This is a genomic window from Neoaquamicrobium microcysteis, from assembly GCF_008180155.1.
Classification (GTDB): domain Bacteria; phylum Pseudomonadota; class Alphaproteobacteria; order Rhizobiales; family Rhizobiaceae; genus Aerobium; species Aerobium microcysteis.
Genome location: NZ_VSZS01000061.1, coordinates 76,048 through 92,410, shown reverse-complemented (window position 1 = coordinate 92,410; position 16,363 = coordinate 76,048). Strand labels below are relative to the sequence as shown.

The window sequence follows — 16,363 nt, the reverse complement described above, 5'->3', positions numbered from 1 at the left end:
GGTCAGGAAACGCGCATCAGCGGCGAAATCGCCTGCGCGCCGAACTCGGCGATGACAGTCTCGCCCGCCACCGCCGTCTGGCCGACCGACACCTTGGTGACCGCACCCTGAGGAAGATAGACATCCACGCGCGACCCGAAGCGGATGAGACCGAAACGCTCGCCGACGGCGATGTCGTTGCCACGTTCAGTCCAGCAGACGATGCGGCGGGCCACGAGGCCGGCGATCTGCACAGCGGCGATGCGGCCGTTGGGGCTGTCGATGACCAGGCCGTTGCGCTCGTTTTCAGCGCTCGCCTTGTCGAGTTCTGCATTGAGGAACTTGCCCGGTCGATGCTCGATGGTCGTGATGCGGCCGCGTACCGGCGAGCGGTTAACGTGACACGAAAACACGTTCATGAAGACGGAAATGCGCATCATCTCCGTCGGCCCTAGGCCGAGCTCGGCAGGCGGCACGGCCGGCCCCACCGCCGAAACGACCCCATCCGCAGGGCTCACCACCAGCCGGTCGTCGACAGGCGTGACCCGCTCGGGATCTCGGAAGAAATAGGTGCACCATGCGGTCAGGATCGCGCCGATCCAGAACAGGCTGGTCGAGAAGAAGCCGAGCACCAGAGTTACGACGGCGAACCCGGCAATAAACGGGTAGCCCTCTCGGTTGATGGGCACGAACGTGTTCTTGATGGTGTCTGCGAGGCTCATGCGACCCGGACCGCTCCTTCAGCGAAATGAGGGCGAGGTTTAGCGGATGAACCGCAAAAGGGCAACGCGCGGCGCTCAAACAAGCTGCGGCGTTGCCCAAGGCAGCGGTGCGCGGCGGGCGAACTACTCGCCCGCCTCCACTTCCGGCGTGCGGCGGCGCACGACGATGCCGAGTTCGTCTTCCTGCTGGGCGCGACGCAGAGTTTCCTCCGCCTCGGTTGCTTCGCGCTGGCGATCCCACATCGCAGCGTACAGGCCGCGTGCTGCCAGCAGGTCGGAATGGCGTCCACGTTCGGCAATGCGGCCGTCCTGCAGCACGATGATCTCGTCGGCGGAGATGACCGTGGAAAGCCGATGCGCGATGACGAGCGTGGTGCGTCCACGGCTGACGAGGTCGAGAGAGGCCTGGATTTCCTGTTCCGTGCTCGTGTCTAGCGCCGAGGTCGCCTCATCCAGCATCAGGATCGGCGGCGCCTTGAGGATGGTACGGGCGATCGCCACACGCTGCTTTTCGCCGCCGGAGAGCTTGAGCCCGCGCTCGCCGACCATCGTCTTGTAGCCATCCGGCAACCGGGCGATGAAATCGCCGATCTGGGCGAGGTCGGCGGCCTGCGCCACCTCCTCCTCACTGGCCGACGGCCGGCCGTACCGGATGTTGTAGGCGATCGTATCGTTGAACAGCACCGTATCCTGCGGCACCATGCCGATTGCGGCCCGCAGGCTCTCCTGCGTCACGTCGCGGATGTCCTGCCCGTCGATGCGGATAGCGCCCTCCTGGATGTCGTAGAACCGGAAGAGCAGCCTGGAGATGGTCGACTTGCCCGCACCCGAAGGCCCTACGATGGCGACCGTCTTGCCGGCCGGCACTTCGAACGACACGCCCTTGAGGATCGGCCGGTTGGAATCGTAGGCGAAATGCACGTCCTCGAACGTCACCTTGCCGTCGGCAACCAGCAACGGCTGAGCGCCTTCCCTGTCGGTCACCTCCTCCTTCACGTCGAGCAGGTCGAACATCTGCTCGATGTCCGTCATCGCCTGCCGGATTTCGCGATAGATGAAGCCGATGAAGTTGAGCGGGACGGAAAGCTGCATCAGCATCGCGTTGACGAACACGAAATCGCCGATGGTGTGCGTTCCGCGCGACACCTCCCACGCAGACAGCGCCATCACGGCCGCCATGCCGACGCCGAAGATCACGCCCTGCCCGAAGTTGAGCCAGCCGAGCGACGTCCACGTGCGGGTCGCAGCATCCTCGTAGCGCTCCATTGAGCGGTCGAAGCGCTGTGCCTCCATCTTCTCGTTGCTGAAATACTTGACCGTCTCGTAGTTCAGCAGCGAGTCGATTGCCTTTGTGTTGGCCTCGGTGTCGCTGTCGTTCATCTCGCGGCGGATGGCGATGCGCCAGTCGCTCGCCTTGACCGTGAACCAAGTGTAGAGCCACACCGTGACCGCTATGATCGCGACGTAGATCCAGCCGTAGGCGATCCAGAAAATGATCGCGGTCAGCGCGAACTCCAGCACGGTGGGGGCGGTGTTGAGGATCGTGAAGCGCACGATCGTCTCGATGCCCTTCACGCCGCGTTCGATGATGCGGGACAGGCCGCCCGTGCGCCGCTCCAGATGGAAGCGCAGCGACAGCTTGTGCATGTGAACGAAGGTGCGGTAGCCGAGCTGGCGCACCGCGTGCTGGCCCACCTGCGCGAAAAGCGCATCCCGCAGCTGGTTGAAGCCGAGCTGTACGATGCGCACGACATTGTAGGCCAGAACCAGCATCACCGGCCCGACCAGAATAACGGGAATGTAGTCTGCGGGCTGCAGTTCGCCGGTCAGCGCGTCGGTGGCCCACTTAAAGAAGTACGGCACCAGGACGAGGATGAGCTTCGCGACAACGAGGAAGATGGTCGCCCAGACAACGCGCAACTTGAGGTCGGCACGGTCGGCCGGCCACATATAGGGCCACAGATTGGCCAGCGTATTGAAGGTGGAGCCGGAATCGGCAGAAACTGTCTTGTCAGCCAAGGCTAAAGTCCTGAAAAGTTCGGTCAATCCGCGCTGGCAGCTTCCGGCGCGGTACAACAGGTGACGAGCAGGCCGTTCAGGCTCGCGCCCAGCGCGGCAAGCTCCTTTCGGTCGACCTCATAGCGCGAGCGCCTGCTCTCCGGCGTGTGGCGCACCAGCCCCGCATCCACCAGCACCTTCAGATGCTGCGAAACGGTGGACTGCGCGAGATCGAGCTGCTGAACCACTTCCTTGCAGCAGCAGGCCTCGACGCCCGCGAGATGCTGGAGGATGGCGATGCGGGCGGGATGCGACAGTGCGCCGAGCCGGCCGGCCATAGCCTTCAATTCGCGGCAGTCGGCGGAACGCGTCATTCGTGAGGAACACCATTCATCGTATATCGGCGATATACGATGAATGGTGTTCCGGATCAACCTTCGGCTTAGATTTTTCTTCTACGGCAACCGAAAATGAAAAGGGGAAGTCGACCTCCCCCTTTGCAGCGAACGATGCCTACTGCGCCACCGGCGCCGTCTCGGCGTCCGGCGAAACCGCCTGGTCGCCCATGGCGTCCATGTCTGCCACGTCGCCTTCCGGCGTCTCCTGCGGGACGGAGAAAACCTGCCCCGGCCAGATCATGTCCGGGTTGCGGATTTGCTGCTGGTTGGCGAGATAGATGGTGGAATAGCGGATACCGCGGCCGTAGACGCGGCGCGAGATGCGCCACAGCGAATCGCCACGGCGGATGATGACGGACCCGTCGACCCGCTGTAGCGCCGGCGCGGTTGCATCGGCGGCAGGCGCGGCGGCGATGTCGGTCTCGGCCTCCGGCTCGCCGGCGTCCTGCGTATCGGCCGTCTCCGCTTCGCCACCCTGCGGGGCGGAAGCCGGCGACTGCTCCGCAGGCTCTTGTGCCGGCTGCGGGGTTTGCGCGGGAGCGGGCGGCGCAACGGCTGCGATCGCCTCGCCCGGCTCACGCTCGAACGGTACGGCAGCGCGCGCCACGACGGTTCCGTCGGCTTCCAGAAGATCGGCGCGGATCATGTACGGGCCTACCGGCAGCTCACGCCGCGTCTCGACCAGGAAGCGGCCGGCGGCAGAAGCGCGCGCATCGCCAAGCAGGACGTCGTTGGCATAGACGCGCACCGTACGCCCGGGACTTGCCTGGCCGGCGACAAAAACCGTGTCGCCCTCGATCTCGACGGCCTCGACAACGACGCTGCCTTCAGCGGCAGGCTGCGCGCCGGCGTCGGCCGGCTGTTCGGGCGCTGCCGCAGCGACGTCAGTCTGCGGGGCAGCCTCGCTTTCCGGCTCCGCGCCGGCGGCCGGGGCAGTTGCGGCGTCTTCTGTAGCCGTCGCGTCTTTCGTCGTTGCGGCCAACTGCTCGTCGGCAGCGGTCTCAACGGTCGGCGCCTCCGCCGCTTCTTCCTGCGCGGCGGGCTCTTCGGCCTGTGACGCCACCTGCTCATCGGACACTGCGGCTTCGCCTTCGGCAACGGCGGCACCCGGTTGTTCAACGGCCTCCACCGGCGCTTCGCCGGCAACCTCCGGCTCCTCGGACGGCGCGGCGGCCGGCGCCTCCGGAACGGTTATCAGTTCGGCCGGCGCTCCCGGCGCCTCGACCATCGCAAGCACCTGGCCGTCCGGCGTCTCCGGCACGGAAACGATAGCCGTTTCGGGAGACACGGCCAGCACGTCGCCGGACATCGACCGCAGCGAAAGCTGGTAATCGCCCGGCGCGAGCGGATCGTCGAGCACGATCACGAAGTCGCCTTCCGGCCCGGCCGTTCCTGCGCCAAGCACCGTCTCACCCTGCATGATCTCCACGGTCGCGTCGCCCGCAGCGCGGCCGGCGATCACCACCGAACCATCGGGCTCGACGCGCAACAGGTCGAAACCGGGGGCGACCAGCCTGCCCTGCTTATCCGTCGTCGTGGTTTCCGTCGGCAGCGGCACGGCGTCTTCAGCGGCAGGGGCTGCCGCTTGGGGCTGCGGCGTCTGCGTCTGCGGCTGAGCGCTCGGCAAAGATGCAATGACCGTCGGCTCGCGCCCCAGCCAAGGATCCAGCAGCCCCGTCACATAGGCCGTGCCGGCAGCAGCCGTCACACCGCCACCAATGAACAGAAGCGCCTTTAGCCAACCCACCATGATTCCGGTCCCTTTGCCCGCGTTTTCCAGCGTCTAGCGCGTTTTATGAATGGCTACAACAAAAAGCCCCGTATGGCTTGACCGTTACGATCGACGCATTCACCAATCTCGGTCATGAATCTGATTCGATCCATCTGCGTCTATTGCGGTTCTTCCCCCGGTCGGGGCGACATTTACCGCGATGCCGGTTACGCGCTGGGCAGGTCGATAGCCGGCGCAGGACTTCGTCTCGTCTATGGCGGCGGCACCAAGGGCATCATGGGCGCGGTCGCCAAGGGCACCATGGAAGGCGGCGGCAACGTCACCGGCATCATTCCGCGTTTCCTGATGAACAAGGAAGCCACCGAAGCCGCGCTCGGCCGGCTGGACGATCTCATCATCACCGAGGACATGCATGAGCGCAAGCACATCATGTTCGAGAAATCCGACGCATTCGTGGCGCTGCCGGGCGGCATCGGAACGCTGGAAGAGATCGTCGAGATCATGACATGGGCGCAGCTGGGGCGGCATCGCAAGCCCATCGTCTTCGCCAACATCAACGGCTTCTGGGATCCGATGCTGACGCTGCTCGACCATATGCGGACGGAAGGCTTCGTGCACACGGGCCACCTCGTGCAGCCCATCGTGGTGGATCATGCCGAGGCGATCGTCCCGGCGGTGCTTTCAGAAGCAGCCGCCACCGGCATTCCAGCCGAGGGCGACGCCAAGGTCATCGACCGGCTCTAGCTTTTCTTCGCACCGAAGAACATCGACCAGGTGTAGAGCGCCAGCGCGCTCCAGATCAGGCCGAAGGCGATCATCCGGTCCAGCCCGAACGGTTCGCCGAAGGCGAACACCGCGATCAGCGCGATCATGGTCGGCGAAACGTACTGCATGATGCCGATGGTCGAGATACGCAGCAGCTTGGCCCCGAAGGCGTAGAGGATCAGCGGAATGGCCGTGATGGGGCCTGCGAGCAGCAGCATGGCGATGTTTTCACCGCCATCGCCGAAGAAATGCCCCTGCCCCGTCGTCTCCAGCCAGCCCACATAGGCGAGGCAGGGAATGCTGAGGATGAGCACTTCGAGAAAGAAGCCCTGGCTTGGGCCAACCGGCAGCGTCTTGCGCAGATAGCCATAGGCGGCGAAGGTCAAGGCCAGCACCAGCGAGACCCACGGCAGGCCGCCCGCTTCCACCGTCAGTACCGCCACGGCCGCAACCGCCAGCGCCACGGCCACGACCTGATATCGGTTGAGCTTCTCACCGAGCAGCAGCGAGCCGAGCAGCACGGTGACGAGCGGATTGATGTAGTAGCCCAGCGCGGTTTCGACCGTGCGGTCCACCGCGATGGCCCAGACATAGATGCCCCAGTTGACGGAGATGATGGCGGCTGTCAGCGCCGCCATTCCCAGCATGCGCGGCTGGCGAAAAGCCATCCTTATGTCGCCGGTGCGCCCCAGCACCAGAAGCACCAGCCCTGCGAGCGGCACCGACCAGATAACCCGATGCGCCACCACCTCGACAGCCGGGATGTGCGACACCGCCTTCATGTAGAAGGGAAGGAAGCCCCACAGCCCATAGGCCGACAGCGCGAAGAAGAAGCCGCGCCGTGCCTCGGCACTTGCCGGCTCGCCCGCTTCCACGGCTTCCGGCCTCACCCGTTCCTGCATGCGGCCACACCTTGCTGTTGTCGAGCCGCGTAGTAGACCCGAGTGACCGACCCGACCAGTGCATAATTCTGATGGTCCATCGAATCCCGTTGATGGATCGCAGCTATTCTGCTGCCACCGCGCCCGCCGCCTCGCGGTTCTTCACAAGCTTGTAGACGATCGAATCCATCAGCGCCTGGAACGATGCATCGATGATGTTTTCCGACACGCCGACCGTCCACCAGCGCGCGCCGGTTGCGTCATGCGACTCGATCAGCACGCGCGTGATCGCCTCCGTGCCGCCGTTGAGGATGCGCACCTTGAAGTCCGTGAGTGACAGGTCTTCGATCTCGTGCTGGAACTTGCCCAGATCCTTGCGCAGGGCGATGTCCAGCGCGTTGACGGGGCCGTCGCCCTCGGCGACCGACATCTTCTCCTCGCCGTCCACGATCACCTTCACGATCGCTTCCGACACGGTCTTGAGGTTGCCGGTCACGTCGTAGCGGCGCTCGACCATGCAACGGAAGGACTCGACGTGGAAGAACGAAGGCACCGCGCCCAGTGTGCGCCGCGCCAGAAGCTCGAAGCTGGCATCCGCGCCCTCGTAGGCGTAGCCCTGCGCCTCGCGCTCCTTCACCAGCGAGATCAGCGTATCAAGCCGCGGGTCGTCCTTCGCCACGGCGATGCCGCGCCGATTGAGCTCGGCGATGAAGTTCGACTTGCCGCCCTGATCCGACACCATCACGCGCCGCGTGTTGCCGACCGTGTCGGGCGTCACATGCTCGTATGTCTGCGGGTCCTTCAGCAGCGCGGAGGCGTGGATGCCAGCTTTGGTCGCGAACGCCGAGCCGCCGACATACGGCGCCTGCTGGTTTGGCGCGCGGTTCAGGAGTTCGTCGAAGGCATGGCTTAGCCGCGAGATGCCGGCCAGAGCATCCTCCGTGATGCCGGTCTCGAAGCGGTCGGCATAGGCAGGCTTGAGCATCAGCGTCGGCAGGATGGTGACGAGATTGGCGTTGCCGCAGCGCTCGCCGATGCCGTTTAGCGTGCCCTGCACCTGCCGCACGCCAGCCTCGACCGCCGCCAGCGAATTGGCCACCGCCTGCCCGGTATCGTCATGCGCGTGGATGCCCAGATGATCACCTGGAATGCCTGCCGCGATCACCTTGCCGACGATCTCGCGCACCTCGGCCGGCTGCGTGCCGCCGTTGGTGTCGCACAGCACCACCCAGCGCGCGCCTGCGCCATAGGCGGTCTTCGCACAGGCCAGCGCATAGCCTGGATTGGCCTTGAAGCCGTCGAAGAAATGTTCGCAATCGACCATCGGCTCCTTGCCGGCAGCGCGCGCGGCCTCGACGGACGCAGAGATCGCCTCGAGGTTCTCTTCGTTGGTGCAGCCAAGTGCAACGCGCACATGATAGTCCCAGCTCTTGGCCACGAAGCAGATGGCATCGGCCTTCGATTGAACCAGCGCCGCTAGGCCGGGATCGTTGGAGGCCGAGACGCCCGCGCGCTTGGTCATACCGAAAGCGACGAATTTCGACCGGACCGTACGCTTCTGCTGGAAGAAGGCGGTGTCCGTAGGGTTGGCACCGGGATACCCACCCTCGACATAGTCCATGCCGAACGCATCCAGCATGTTGGCGATGACGATCTTGTCCTCGACCGAGAAATCCACGCCCGGCGTCTGCTGGCCGTCGCGCAGGGTGGTGTCGAACAGGTAGATGCGTTCCTTTTTCACCCCTTCCCCCCGAATTTGTCGGTCGCGTAGATGAGTCTGTCGAGGATGCCGGGCTCCGAATAGGCGTGACCCGCGCCTTCGATCAGGAAGAACTCCGCATCCGGCCACGCCTTGTGAAGCTGCCAGGCATACTTGGCAGGGCACGGCATGTCGTAGCGCCCGTGGACGATGACGCCGGGTATGCCCGCGAGCTTGTGGGCGTCGCGCAGCAACTGCCCCTCCTCCAGCCAGCCGCCATGGGTAAAGAAGTGGTTCTCGATACGCGCGAAGGCGAGCGCGAAATGATCTTCCCCGAACCTATCGCTCGTCTCGGGCTCCGGGAGCAGCGTGATCGTCTGGCCTTCCCATGTGCTCCACGCCACCGCCGCCTCGATCTGCGCCTTGCGGTCTTCGCCGACCAGCCGCTTGCGGTACGCGGCCATCATGTCGCCGCGCTCGGCTTCCGGAATCGGCGCCATGAAGCGCTCCCATTTATCGGGAAACATCTCGGACACGCCGAACTGGTAGTACCAGTCGAGTTCCGCCTTCGTCAGCGTGTAGATGCCGCGCACGACCAGCTCGCTCACCCGTTGCGGGTGTGTCTGCGCATAGGCGAGCGCCAGTGTAGAGCCCCACGAGCCGCCGAAGACCAGCCATTTCTCGGCCCCGACCATCTCGCGCAGCCGCTCGATATCCGCAACGAGGTGCCATGTCGTGTTCGCTTCGAGCTCCGCATGCGGGGTGGACTTGCCGCAGCCGCGCTGGTCGAAAAGCACCACGTCGTAGAGCGCGGGGTCGAACAGCCGGCGATGGACGGGCGAGAAGCCACCGCCGGGCCCGCCATGCAGGAAAACGGCTGGCTTCGCGCCTCTGGTGCCGACGCGCTCCCAGTAGACGGTGTGACCATCTCCAACGTCGAGAAAGCCCGTCTCGTACGGCTCGATCTCGGGGTAGAGCGTGCGCAACCCGCTCACAGGCGCAGCCCCTGCGCAGGCCATGCCTCGGTCTCGTGGTCGGGATGCTGGAAGGATATGATCGCCTCCTGCCGCGAATAGTAGCCCGCGTCCTCATGGACGCGCGCCTCGAAGATGGTCTCCACCCAGGGCAGCCGCGACGCGCAATTCACCTGGATCTTGGGGGCGAGATCGGAGCGGTCGTCAAAGGCGCCGATCGCGATCTCCAGCCCGCCGGGATGGCGGTAGGTCAGCGGCGTGCCGCAGCGTGGGCAAAAGCCCCGGTCGATGTTCACCGACGACTGGAAATATCTCGGCTCTTCGCGGGTCCACTCCACGCCGTCTTCGGGCGCAGTCACCAAAGCTGAAAAGAACGAACCGAACTGTTTCTGGCACATGCGGCAATGACAGATGGAGGGCCGGCCCAGCTTTCCGTGTACGCGGAAGCGCACTGCTCCGCACTGGCAGCCGCCTGTTCTCACGCTGTCGCTCATCGTCTGTCCTCCGGTGGCCAGGTATCGGTGTCGTGGTCTGGATGCTGAAAGCTTTCGAGCTCGCGCAGGTAGGGCGCCGATTCCGTGTCGGCCTCGGTCGCCTCGCCCGGCAGCGAGGGCACGTCGTCCACATAAGGCAGCTTCGCCTCCACGCCCCATTGGATCGTCGGCGCGATCTCCTCCGGCGTGTCGAACGCTCCGATGGCCAGCGCCACGCCGTCGGGCGCCTCGAAGGTCAGCGGCGTGCCGCACTCGGCGCAGAAGCCGCGCAGAACGTGGTTGGAGGAGCGGAAACGCTTGGGCTCGCCGCGCGTCCAGTCGAGCGCCGCGCCACGCGCCGAAACCAGCGGCGCATAGAAATTTCCGAACGCCTTCTGGCACATGCGGCAGTGGCAGACAGAGGCGTCGCCCAGCGCGCCCTCGATGCGGAACCGCACCGCGCCACACTGGCATCCGCCGGTATAGACGGGCTTGTTGTCGAGGCTCACCGCACCACCTCCCACGTCGTTACGCGTTCGCCCGTGGCGGGGTCCTTGCCGTCCTTCAGCTGCACACCCTGCGCAAGAAGCTCATCACGGATGCGGTCGGCCTCCGCCCAGTTCTTGTCGCGGATGAAGGTGAGACGGCGGGAGACGAACTCCGCCACGTCGACTTCCGTCTTCAACTCCGCGACGTTCAGGCCGATCATCTCCGCCGCCGCCAACAGCGCGCTGGGGTCGAGATCATGGGCGTTCAAGAGGCGCAGATAGCGCGACATGTCGATATCGTCGCTGAGAGCTTCCACAAACTCCGCGTCCAGCGGGCCTTTGCTATGCCCGGCAGCCTTCCTGCGCCACTTCGCGATCAGCGCTTCTGCCTCTTCCAGCTTGCGTACGCTGAAATCGATCGGCTCCCGGTAGTGCGTCATCAGCATCGCCAGACGCAGCACCTCACCCGGCCATTTGCGGCCGCCGAACTTTTCGGTGTGCAGAAGCTCGCTGATCGTGACGAAGTTGCCCTCGGACTTCGACATCTTGCGGCCTTCGACTTGCAGGAAGCCGTTGTGCATCCACACCTTCGCCATCACCTCGGTGCCATGGGCGCAGCGCGACTGTGCCAGTTCGTTCTCGTGGTGCGGAAAGATGAGGTCCAGCCCGCCGCCATGAATGTCGAACACGTCGCCCAGATGGTGCCTGCTCATGACCGAGCATTCGATGTGCCAGCCGGGGCGGCCGAAGATGTCGAAGCCCTGCCCTTCGAAGTGGAAATGCGCCGGCCATCCTGGCTGGTCGGCTGCGCTCTCCTTCCACAGCACGAAGTCGCCGGGGTTCTTCTTGTGGTCCTTCACCTCGACGCGCGCGCCCGCCTGCTGGTCTTCCAGTTGGCGATTGGAAAGGCGCCCGTAATCGGGCATCGAGGACACGTCGAACAGCACTTCGCGGCCTTCCGCGCCATGTGCGACATAGGCGTTGCCCCTGTCGATCAGCGCCTGCGCCATCGCGACCATGCCCTCGATATGCTCGGTCGCGCGCGGCTCGAATGTCGGCTCCAGGCAGCCCAGCGCCTTCACGTCGGCGTGGAACTGATGGGCCGTCTTTTCCGTCACCTTTCGGATCGCGTCGTTGAGCGACAGACGGCCGTCAGCAATCTCACCGCCGAAATCGCGCAGCGCGCGTGCGTTGATCTTGTCGTCCACGTCGGTGATGTTGCGCACATAGGTGACGTGATCGTCACCGTAGACGTGCCGCAGCAGCCGGTAGAGCACGTCGAAGACGATGACCGGCCGCGCGTTGCCGATATGGGCGAAGTCGTAGACCGTCGGCCCGCAGACATACATGCGCACGTTGTCGGGATCGATGGGGACAAACGCCTCCTTCGTCCGCGTGAGCGTGTTGTAGAGCCGAAGCTGCCCGACGGTTTCAGACATAAACTCTCCCCTGGCCTGCTGGCCGGGGCGTTTTCTCGTATCTGTCGGATGAGCGAAAACGGCCGGACCAGCGAAGCGCTAGCCGATAATGCAAATGCCGGTAATGGCGAAAGGCGTTTTCATCGGCTGCTTTATCGCGCTCCGCCCTGCCTGCGTCAAGGGCTTGGGCACGCAGCTCGGCGTGGCCGAAACGCAACACGCGCCAACTGATAGGATTTTATTAAACATGTCTGCAAAGACATTGGCGGAACTCACGGAATTGCCCGCGCTGAGACACCTTTTCGACCCATTCGGACACCATCTCGGAGGGATGTTCAACGCGAGCCCCACCGGGCGACATAGGTAAAACGATGCAACGCACCGCTCATCCAGCCCTCGAAGCCGAACGCGAACGCGCGCAGCGCGCACAGTATGCCGCGCTCACCGCCCACTATGGCGAGATCGGCCCGGCTGCCCTGCTTGCTGCATTGGTTTGCGCGCAGAAGCGCGACGAGGAAGAAAAGCCGAAGTCAAAGGCTGCGTAGCAGGCCAAGCCCGATCGCGGTCATAACCAGCCCGATCAGGATATCGAGCACGCGCCACGCCGCCGGTCTGGCAAAGACCGGCTGCAACAGCCTCGCCCCGTACCCGAGGCCGAAGAACCAGACGAACGAAGCGATGCACGCGCCAAGGCCGTAGACGAGCCGGGCGCGGCCCTCGAACTGGGCCGACAGCGATCCCAGAAGCACGACCGTATCGAGATAGACATGCGGGTTGAGGAAGGTGAAGGCCAGGCACGCCGCCACCGCCGCCTTCATGCTTCCTTCGCCCGTCTTTGCCGCGTGCAGCGCCTGGGGTCGCCAGGCGCGGCGAAACGCGATCGCAGCGTAGGTGAACAGGAACAGCGCGCCGCCGATGGTCACAACCGTGATGAGACGCGGCGAGGTCGCGATCAGCGTTCCAAGCCCCGCGACGCCCGCCGCGATCAGCAGAGCATCCGAAAGGGCGCATATCAGGCACAGGATGAATACGTGCTGGCGCAGCAGCCCCTGCCGCAGGATAAACGCGTTCTGTGCGCCGATCGCGATGATGAGCGACAGGCCGAGAAAAAACCCTGAGAAGAAAGCGGGCGCAAGCGGCGAGACCATGTCGGCGCTATGCCTTGCGTCGTTGCGGGCCGCAATGGGCCAGCGCGCGAAATTCGGCTCGCTGGACTAGAACAGATCCAGTTGGTCCTTTGGCGGGGTCTTGCCAGCCGGCTCGGGCACTTCGGCCGTTTCCTGAATATCCGGTCCGGTGTTGGCCACCTTGTTGACCTTCTCCGACACGGGGATCACATCGAAGAAGCCGGGATCGACGGGGTACATGATGTCGGCTACGTCGCGCGGCTCGTTGTTCACGCAGTCCAGCCAGCGCTGGAAATGCTCGGGGCGGACCACCACTGGCATCCGATCATGGATATGCGCGATCTGCGTGTTGGCCGGGCAGGTCAGGATCGCAGCGGTGTCGATTTCCGCTCCGCCCGGCTCGGAGTGGGTTTCCATCAGTCCGCCGAAGGCGACCACACCGCCGTCACGCGGCCGCACCCAGTACGGCTGAGCAATCTTTCGACCCGCGCGCTTCCATTCGTAGAAGCCGGAAGCAGGTATCAGCACGCGGCGATGGCGCATCGCGGCGCGAAACGACGCCTTGGTAGCCGCCGTTTCCGACCTGGCATTGATGAGCAGCGGAAACTGGCCCGCATCCCTCGCCCAGTCCGGGATGAAGCCCCAGCGGACGAGCATCGCGGCACGGTCGGGCTGGTTGGAACCGGGGTCGCGGCGCGGCCCGCTCGTCACGACGAGGATCGGCTGGGTGGGCGCAATGTTGAAGCGGGGCGGAAACGCCTCCACGACCGCCCCGAGAGCATTTTCCACGCTCTCGGGACTGTGGGTCAGGGCGTAGCGTCCGCACATTTTCTACCGTCTCATCATGCCCTGCGAAGCAACATAGATATCGTAGTCTCCCTCGGCGTCCCACAGCCGGCGCTCCGCCATCCGCACTGCGGACCGCTTGGTGTCGATCTCGCGCGAGATGCGCTGGCGGTCCTCCGGCTTTTCGGCCTTGTCGCGCGCATCCAGAAGCGAGTCCAGTTCGCGCTGCAGCCTGTCGCGCGAATTGCGCGCATCGTACACTGCCTTCGAGACGGAGTATGCGCCCTCGAAATCGGTCTTCACCTCCATCGGGCACGAATTGGCGTAGGAACGCCCTTCGCGACCATGGATCAGGCCGTTCTGCGGGGTGCAGAACAGGCGTATGCCCTGCTCCCAGCCTGCACTCCACTGCTGCTCGTCCACCGGCAGCTTGTGCTCGGCGCACGCGCTACGATGATTGTCTATATAGCTGGATGGATGCCCGGCAACGCCATCCTGCTGCCCGAGCTGCGTCCAGTCCACGCTGCGGCACTCGTCTTCGTTGAGTGTGGCGCACGAAGCCAGCGCGGCAAACGCCAGCGATACGGTTGAAAGGCGCAACGCCAGTGAAAGTTGGTTTGACAACAACATAAGCCCCCTGCTTACTTCCCCGGCCGCGCAATCTGGACGTGCAGTCTGCCTCGTTCAAGCCTTACCGGCGGCTTTCCCGCAGTTTTAGCGTCGTCTCCACTTTATCCGACGAGTAGAAGCCAAGCAGCATGTTCCCGGATCCCGTCAGCGCCGTCTCGGTCGCAATCTTCCATGAGGGACGCTTCCTGCTGGTGCGCCGCGGCCGGCCGCCAGCGATGGGGCTCTACGCATTCCCCGGCGGCAGGGTGGAAGACGGCGAAACGTTGCTCGAGGCGGCAAGCCGGGAAGTGATGGAGGAAACCGGCGCCGTGCTTTCGAACGTGGAGCATGTCGTCGATATCGAGATCGTCTCTGAGGATCATCCCGAGCGGATCGAGTTCGTGCTCAGCGTGCATTCGGCCGGTTTCGCCGGCGGCGAAGTCCGGCCCGGCGACGACGCCGCAGCGGTGGCGTGGCTCAGCGTCGATGAAATGGACCGTCTGCCGCTTGCCGGCTCCGTACTCGAGATCGCACGAAAAATTGCGCAGGCCGCACAGTAGAAAGTGCCTTGCGGACGACAAGATCTTCCGCGACACATCCAGCCATGTCGCACCGAACCTTCCGCTTCGCGCCCGTTATTCTTGCCGCCGCCATTCTGACGGCGCAGCCCGCGCGTGCGGCGGAATCGCCTTTCGAGGGCCAACTCGTGCGGCTGGCCGAGATTCTCGGCTCCCTCCACTATCTGCGAAATCTGTGCGGCGAGACCGGGCAGGACTGGCGCGGGCGGATGATGCAGTTGCTCGAAGCGGAGAACCCCGACGACACGCGCCGCGACCGCTTCATCGCCAGCTTCAATCGTGGGTACCGCAGCTTCGAGGGCACCTATACGACGTGCACCGCCTCGGCGGTCGCCGCGATCAACCGCTACATGCGCGAAGGCGAGGCGCTGACCCGTGACACGGCCTCGCGGTTCGGCAATTAACCTCGATTCAATCCTGCGTAGGATTACATTAACTTTTAAACAATTGGGGCAGTGCGCGCCGCATTTCCTGTGCTAGAAGCCTTAACGGGACATTAAAGGGAACCTGCGCGCCCACATCTTTTGAGGCGCCGGACACGGGTGGATCGAATGGATCGAGGACTCAGCGACATCGACGTGCTGATTCGCGAGGAAAAGCGGCTTACCGCCGTCGAAAGCTATGAAGACGCATGGGCCGAAGGCCGGGCTGCCGGTATCGAGCCCGACATCATGGCGGACGCGGCCATCGCCACCGCGCTGGGCGAACTGATGCGCACGAGCGGTGAAACTGGTGCGCTGGCGCTGCTGGAGCGGATGCGCGAACGCCTCGTCGCCGGCGAATTCGACCCCGAGTTGCGCATCCACTGAGCCGTTTCTTTCGAAGCGTTGCTGCGCCGCAACTCGCGGCCCGGCGTTTTGCACTATATTGGGCCTGAAGCTGGCACTCTGCGAGGGAGCGACCACGGCATATGACGGCCTGCCTTGATCTATATCGGAAAAGCAATGCGGTGCGGCTCGGCGCTGCGGCGGGGCTCTATGCCCTGATGAGCGCGCCGTGGGCTTCGCCCGCGCTGGCGCTGAGCGAAATCCCGCGCGAGGATGTGCCCATCTCCGAGGAAGAGAGTGGCGGCTCCGGCGAAATCCAGCGCGAAACCCTGCCCCCCGTCGAAGGCACGGAGGCGGCCCCGTCCCCAGGCGGCACACCCGTTCCGCTTCCCGATCCCGTTGTGATCCCCCGCGATCCGTCTTCCGCGACCGATCCAGCCGACGCGACCGAAGACGCCGCGCCCGAGGTCATCTACGACGTCGAACAGCTGCCCGAGCCGGTGCGGCGCATGCGGGCGCTCATCATGGAAGCGTGCCTCACCGGCGACATCGAGCAGTTGCGCCCGCTCATCAGCGGAGGCGACGACGGCACTCAGCTTTCGCTCGGCAGCATCTCCGGCGATCCTGTCGAATTCCTGCGCGGGCTGTCCGGCGACGACGAAGGCCAAGAGATACTGGCGATCCTCTACGAGGTACTGGCTGCGGGTTTCGTGCATCTCGACGAGAACGGCGAGACGGGCGAGATGTATGTCTGGCCGTACTTCTTCGCGGTTCCGCTCGAACAGCTCGACAGCAGGCAAAGGGTCGAGCTCTTCAAGCTGGTGACCGCCGGCGACTATGAGGACATGAAGAACTACGGCGCCTACATCTTCTACCGCGCGGGCATCTCGCCCGAGGGGCGCTGGCTGTTCTTTGTGGCGGGCGACTGAGGGCGTCGCATCCTCGTTCGCTCTTGCCCGGCTCGCCGAC

19 protein-coding genes are annotated in these 16,363 nt (G+C 64.6%); 6 read left to right on the top strand and 13 right to left on the bottom strand.

Annotation, left to right across the window (positions count from 1 at the left end; genetic code table 11):
* Positions 1 to 2: 2 nt before the first annotated feature.
* From FY036_RS09845 to FY036_RS09830, 4 genes are all read right to left on the bottom strand, one after another.
* On the bottom strand, positions 3 to 701 hold the full coding sequence (locus FY036_RS09845; protein WP_148914558.1) for a phosphatidylserine decarboxylase: 699 nt from the start codon (positions 699 to 701) through the stop codon (positions 3 to 5).
* 123 nt (positions 702 to 824) lie between these two features.
* Positions 825 to 2,720 (bottom strand): ABCB family ABC transporter ATP-binding protein/permease, encoded by a 1,896-nt coding sequence (locus FY036_RS09840; protein ID WP_148914557.1) that lies wholly within the window; start codon positions 2,718 to 2,720, stop codon positions 825 to 827.
* Between the two features lie 23 nt (positions 2,721 to 2,743).
* On the bottom strand, positions 2,744 to 3,073 hold the full coding sequence (locus FY036_RS09835; protein ID WP_235897614.1) for an ArsR/SmtB family transcription factor: 330 nt from the start codon (positions 3,071 to 3,073) through the stop codon (positions 2,744 to 2,746).
* A gap of 139 nt (positions 3,074 to 3,212) precedes the next feature.
* The gene (locus FY036_RS09830) at positions 3,213 to 4,847 is read right to left on the bottom strand and encodes a LysM peptidoglycan-binding domain-containing protein (protein ID WP_235897613.1); all 1,635 of its coding nucleotides are present in this window, start codon (positions 4,845 to 4,847) and stop codon (positions 3,213 to 3,215) included.
* Between the two features lie 114 nt (positions 4,848 to 4,961).
* On the opposite strand from FY036_RS09830, the gene FY036_RS09825 reads away from it, so the two are divergent.
* Positions 4,962 to 5,573 carry an LOG family protein gene (locus tag FY036_RS09825; RefSeq protein ID WP_148914555.1) on the top strand — a complete coding sequence of 204 codons (612 nt, stop codon included), beginning with the start codon at positions 4,962 to 4,964 and terminating at the stop codon, positions 5,571 to 5,573.
* Here the strand turns inward: FY036_RS09825 and rarD are convergent.
* The 6 genes from rarD to cysS all read right to left on the bottom strand — a co-directional run bounded on the left by rarD (position 5,570) and on the right by cysS (position 11,548).
* Positions 5,570 to 6,496 (bottom strand): EamA family transporter RarD, encoded by a 927-nt coding sequence (rarD, locus tag FY036_RS09820; RefSeq protein ID WP_148914554.1) that lies wholly within the window; start codon positions 6,494 to 6,496, stop codon positions 5,570 to 5,572. The two genes, FY036_RS09825 and rarD, sit on opposite strands and share 4 nt — an antisense overlap.
* A gap of 103 nt (positions 6,497 to 6,599) precedes the next feature.
* Complete coding sequence (gene cimA / locus FY036_RS09815; protein ID WP_148914553.1) at positions 6,600 to 8,216, bottom strand: citramalate synthase; 1,617 nt, start codon at positions 8,214 to 8,216, stop codon at positions 6,600 to 6,602.
* Positions 8,213 to 9,193, bottom strand: a complete 981-nt coding sequence (gene pip, locus FY036_RS09810) for a prolyl aminopeptidase (RefSeq protein WP_148914552.1) — start codon at positions 9,191 to 9,193, stop codon at positions 8,213 to 8,215. Before pip ends, cimA begins: the two co-directional genes overlap by 4 nt.
* Positions 9,166 to 9,642, bottom strand: coding sequence for a GFA family protein (locus FY036_RS09805; protein ID WP_148914551.1), 477 nt, complete (start codon positions 9,640 to 9,642; stop codon positions 9,166 to 9,168). The genes pip and FY036_RS09805 overlap by 28 nt, the downstream gene beginning before the upstream one ends.
* Positions 9,639 to 10,130 (bottom strand): GFA family protein, encoded by a 492-nt coding sequence (locus FY036_RS09800; protein WP_148914550.1) that lies wholly within the window; start codon positions 10,128 to 10,130, stop codon positions 9,639 to 9,641. The genes FY036_RS09805 and FY036_RS09800 overlap by 4 nt, the downstream gene beginning before the upstream one ends.
* On the bottom strand, positions 10,127 to 11,548 hold the full coding sequence (cysS, locus tag FY036_RS09795) for a cysteine--tRNA ligase (RefSeq protein ID WP_148914549.1): 1,422 nt from the start codon (positions 11,546 to 11,548) through the stop codon (positions 10,127 to 10,129). Before cysS ends, FY036_RS09800 begins: the two co-directional genes overlap by 4 nt.
* 350 nt (positions 11,549 to 11,898) lie before the next feature.
* Here cysS and FY036_RS09790 point away from each other — a divergent pair, with 350 nt between their 5' ends.
* Positions 11,899 to 12,072: a transcriptional regulator gene (locus FY036_RS09790; RefSeq protein ID WP_148914548.1), complete on the top strand. Its 174-nt coding sequence runs from the start codon at positions 11,899 to 11,901 to the stop codon at positions 12,070 to 12,072.
* Here the strand turns inward: FY036_RS09790 and FY036_RS09785 are convergent.
* The 3 genes from FY036_RS09785 to FY036_RS09775 form a co-directional block, all read right to left on the bottom strand.
* Positions 12,058 to 12,675 carry a LysE/ArgO family amino acid transporter gene (locus FY036_RS09785; protein WP_148914547.1) on the bottom strand — a complete coding sequence of 206 codons (618 nt, stop codon included), beginning with the start codon at positions 12,673 to 12,675 and terminating at the stop codon, positions 12,058 to 12,060. The two genes, FY036_RS09790 and FY036_RS09785, sit on opposite strands and share 15 nt — an antisense overlap.
* 66 nt (positions 12,676 to 12,741) lie before the next feature.
* Positions 12,742 to 13,482: an SOS response-associated peptidase gene (locus FY036_RS09780; protein WP_148914546.1), complete on the bottom strand. Its 741-nt coding sequence runs from the start codon at positions 13,480 to 13,482 to the stop codon at positions 12,742 to 12,744.
* A 3-nt stretch (positions 13,483 to 13,485) separates the two neighbouring features.
* The gene (locus FY036_RS09775) at positions 13,486 to 14,064 is read right to left on the bottom strand and encodes a DUF2799 domain-containing protein (protein ID WP_235897612.1); all 579 of its coding nucleotides are present in this window, start codon (positions 14,062 to 14,064) and stop codon (positions 13,486 to 13,488) included.
* 134 nt (positions 14,065 to 14,198) lie between these two features.
* Between FY036_RS09775 and FY036_RS09770 the strand changes: the two genes are divergently transcribed.
* The 4 genes from FY036_RS09770 to FY036_RS09755 all read left to right on the top strand — a co-directional run bounded on the left by FY036_RS09770 (position 14,199) and on the right by FY036_RS09755 (position 16,323).
* Positions 14,199 to 14,609, top strand: coding sequence for an NUDIX hydrolase (locus tag FY036_RS09770; protein WP_148914544.1), 411 nt, complete (start codon positions 14,199 to 14,201; stop codon positions 14,607 to 14,609).
* A gap of 44 nt (positions 14,610 to 14,653) precedes the next feature.
* The gene (locus FY036_RS09765) at positions 14,654 to 15,031 is read left to right on the top strand and encodes a TIGR02301 family protein (protein ID WP_148914543.1); all 378 of its coding nucleotides are present in this window, start codon (positions 14,654 to 14,656) and stop codon (positions 15,029 to 15,031) included.
* Between the two features lie 147 nt (positions 15,032 to 15,178).
* Positions 15,179 to 15,436, top strand: coding sequence for a hypothetical protein (locus FY036_RS09760; RefSeq protein ID WP_148914542.1), 258 nt, complete (start codon positions 15,179 to 15,181; stop codon positions 15,434 to 15,436).
* 101 nt (positions 15,437 to 15,537) lie between these two features.
* Positions 15,538 to 16,323, top strand: coding sequence for a hypothetical protein (locus FY036_RS09755; RefSeq protein WP_148914541.1), 786 nt, complete (start codon positions 15,538 to 15,540; stop codon positions 16,321 to 16,323).
* Positions 16,324 to 16,363 lie beyond the last annotated feature (40 nt).

Bases quoted from the DNA above. Each gene is read 5' to 3' on its own strand.
- FY036_RS09785 (WP_148914547.1), bottom strand. From the start codon at position 12,675: ATGGTCTCGCCGCTTGCGCCCGCTTTCTTCTCAGGGTTTTTTCTCGGC.
- FY036_RS09825 (WP_148914555.1), top strand. From the start codon at position 4,962: ATGAATCTGATTCGATCCATCTGCGTCTATTGCGGTTCTTCCCCCGGT.
- cysS (WP_148914549.1), bottom strand. From the start codon at position 11,548: ATGTCTGAAACCGTCGGGCAGCTTCGGCTCTACAACACGCTCACGCGG.
- rarD (WP_148914554.1), bottom strand. From the start codon at position 6,496: ATGCAGGAACGGGTGAGGCCGGAAGCCGTGGAAGCGGGCGAGCCGGCA.
- FY036_RS09845 (WP_148914558.1), bottom strand. From the start codon at position 701: ATGAGCCTCGCAGACACCATCAAGAACACGTTCGTGCCCATCAACCGA.
- FY036_RS09790 (WP_148914548.1), top strand. From the start codon at position 11,899: ATGCAACGCACCGCTCATCCAGCCCTCGAAGCCGAACGCGAACGCGCG.
- FY036_RS09780 (WP_148914546.1), bottom strand. From the start codon at position 13,482: ATGTGCGGACGCTACGCCCTGACCCACAGTCCCGAGAGCGTGGAAAAT.
- FY036_RS09835 (WP_235897614.1), bottom strand. From the start codon at position 3,073: ATGACGCGTTCCGCCGACTGCCGCGAATTGAAGGCTATGGCCGGCCGG.
- FY036_RS09830 (WP_235897613.1), bottom strand. From the start codon at position 4,847: ATGGTGGGTTGGCTAAAGGCGCTTCTGTTCATTGGTGGCGGTGTGACG.
- FY036_RS09805 (WP_148914551.1), bottom strand. From the start codon at position 9,642: ATGAGCGACAGCGTGAGAACAGGCGGCTGCCAGTGCGGAGCAGTGCGC.
- pip (WP_148914552.1), bottom strand. From the start codon at position 9,193: ATGGCCTGCGCAGGGGCTGCGCCTGTGAGCGGGTTGCGCACGCTCTAC.
- FY036_RS09770 (WP_148914544.1), top strand. From the start codon at position 14,199: ATGTTCCCGGATCCCGTCAGCGCCGTCTCGGTCGCAATCTTCCATGAG.
- FY036_RS09765 (WP_148914543.1), top strand. From the start codon at position 14,654: ATGTCGCACCGAACCTTCCGCTTCGCGCCCGTTATTCTTGCCGCCGCC.
- FY036_RS09755 (WP_148914541.1), top strand. From the start codon at position 15,538: ATGACGGCCTGCCTTGATCTATATCGGAAAAGCAATGCGGTGCGGCTC.
- FY036_RS09760 (WP_148914542.1), top strand. From the start codon at position 15,179: ATGGATCGAGGACTCAGCGACATCGACGTGCTGATTCGCGAGGAAAAG.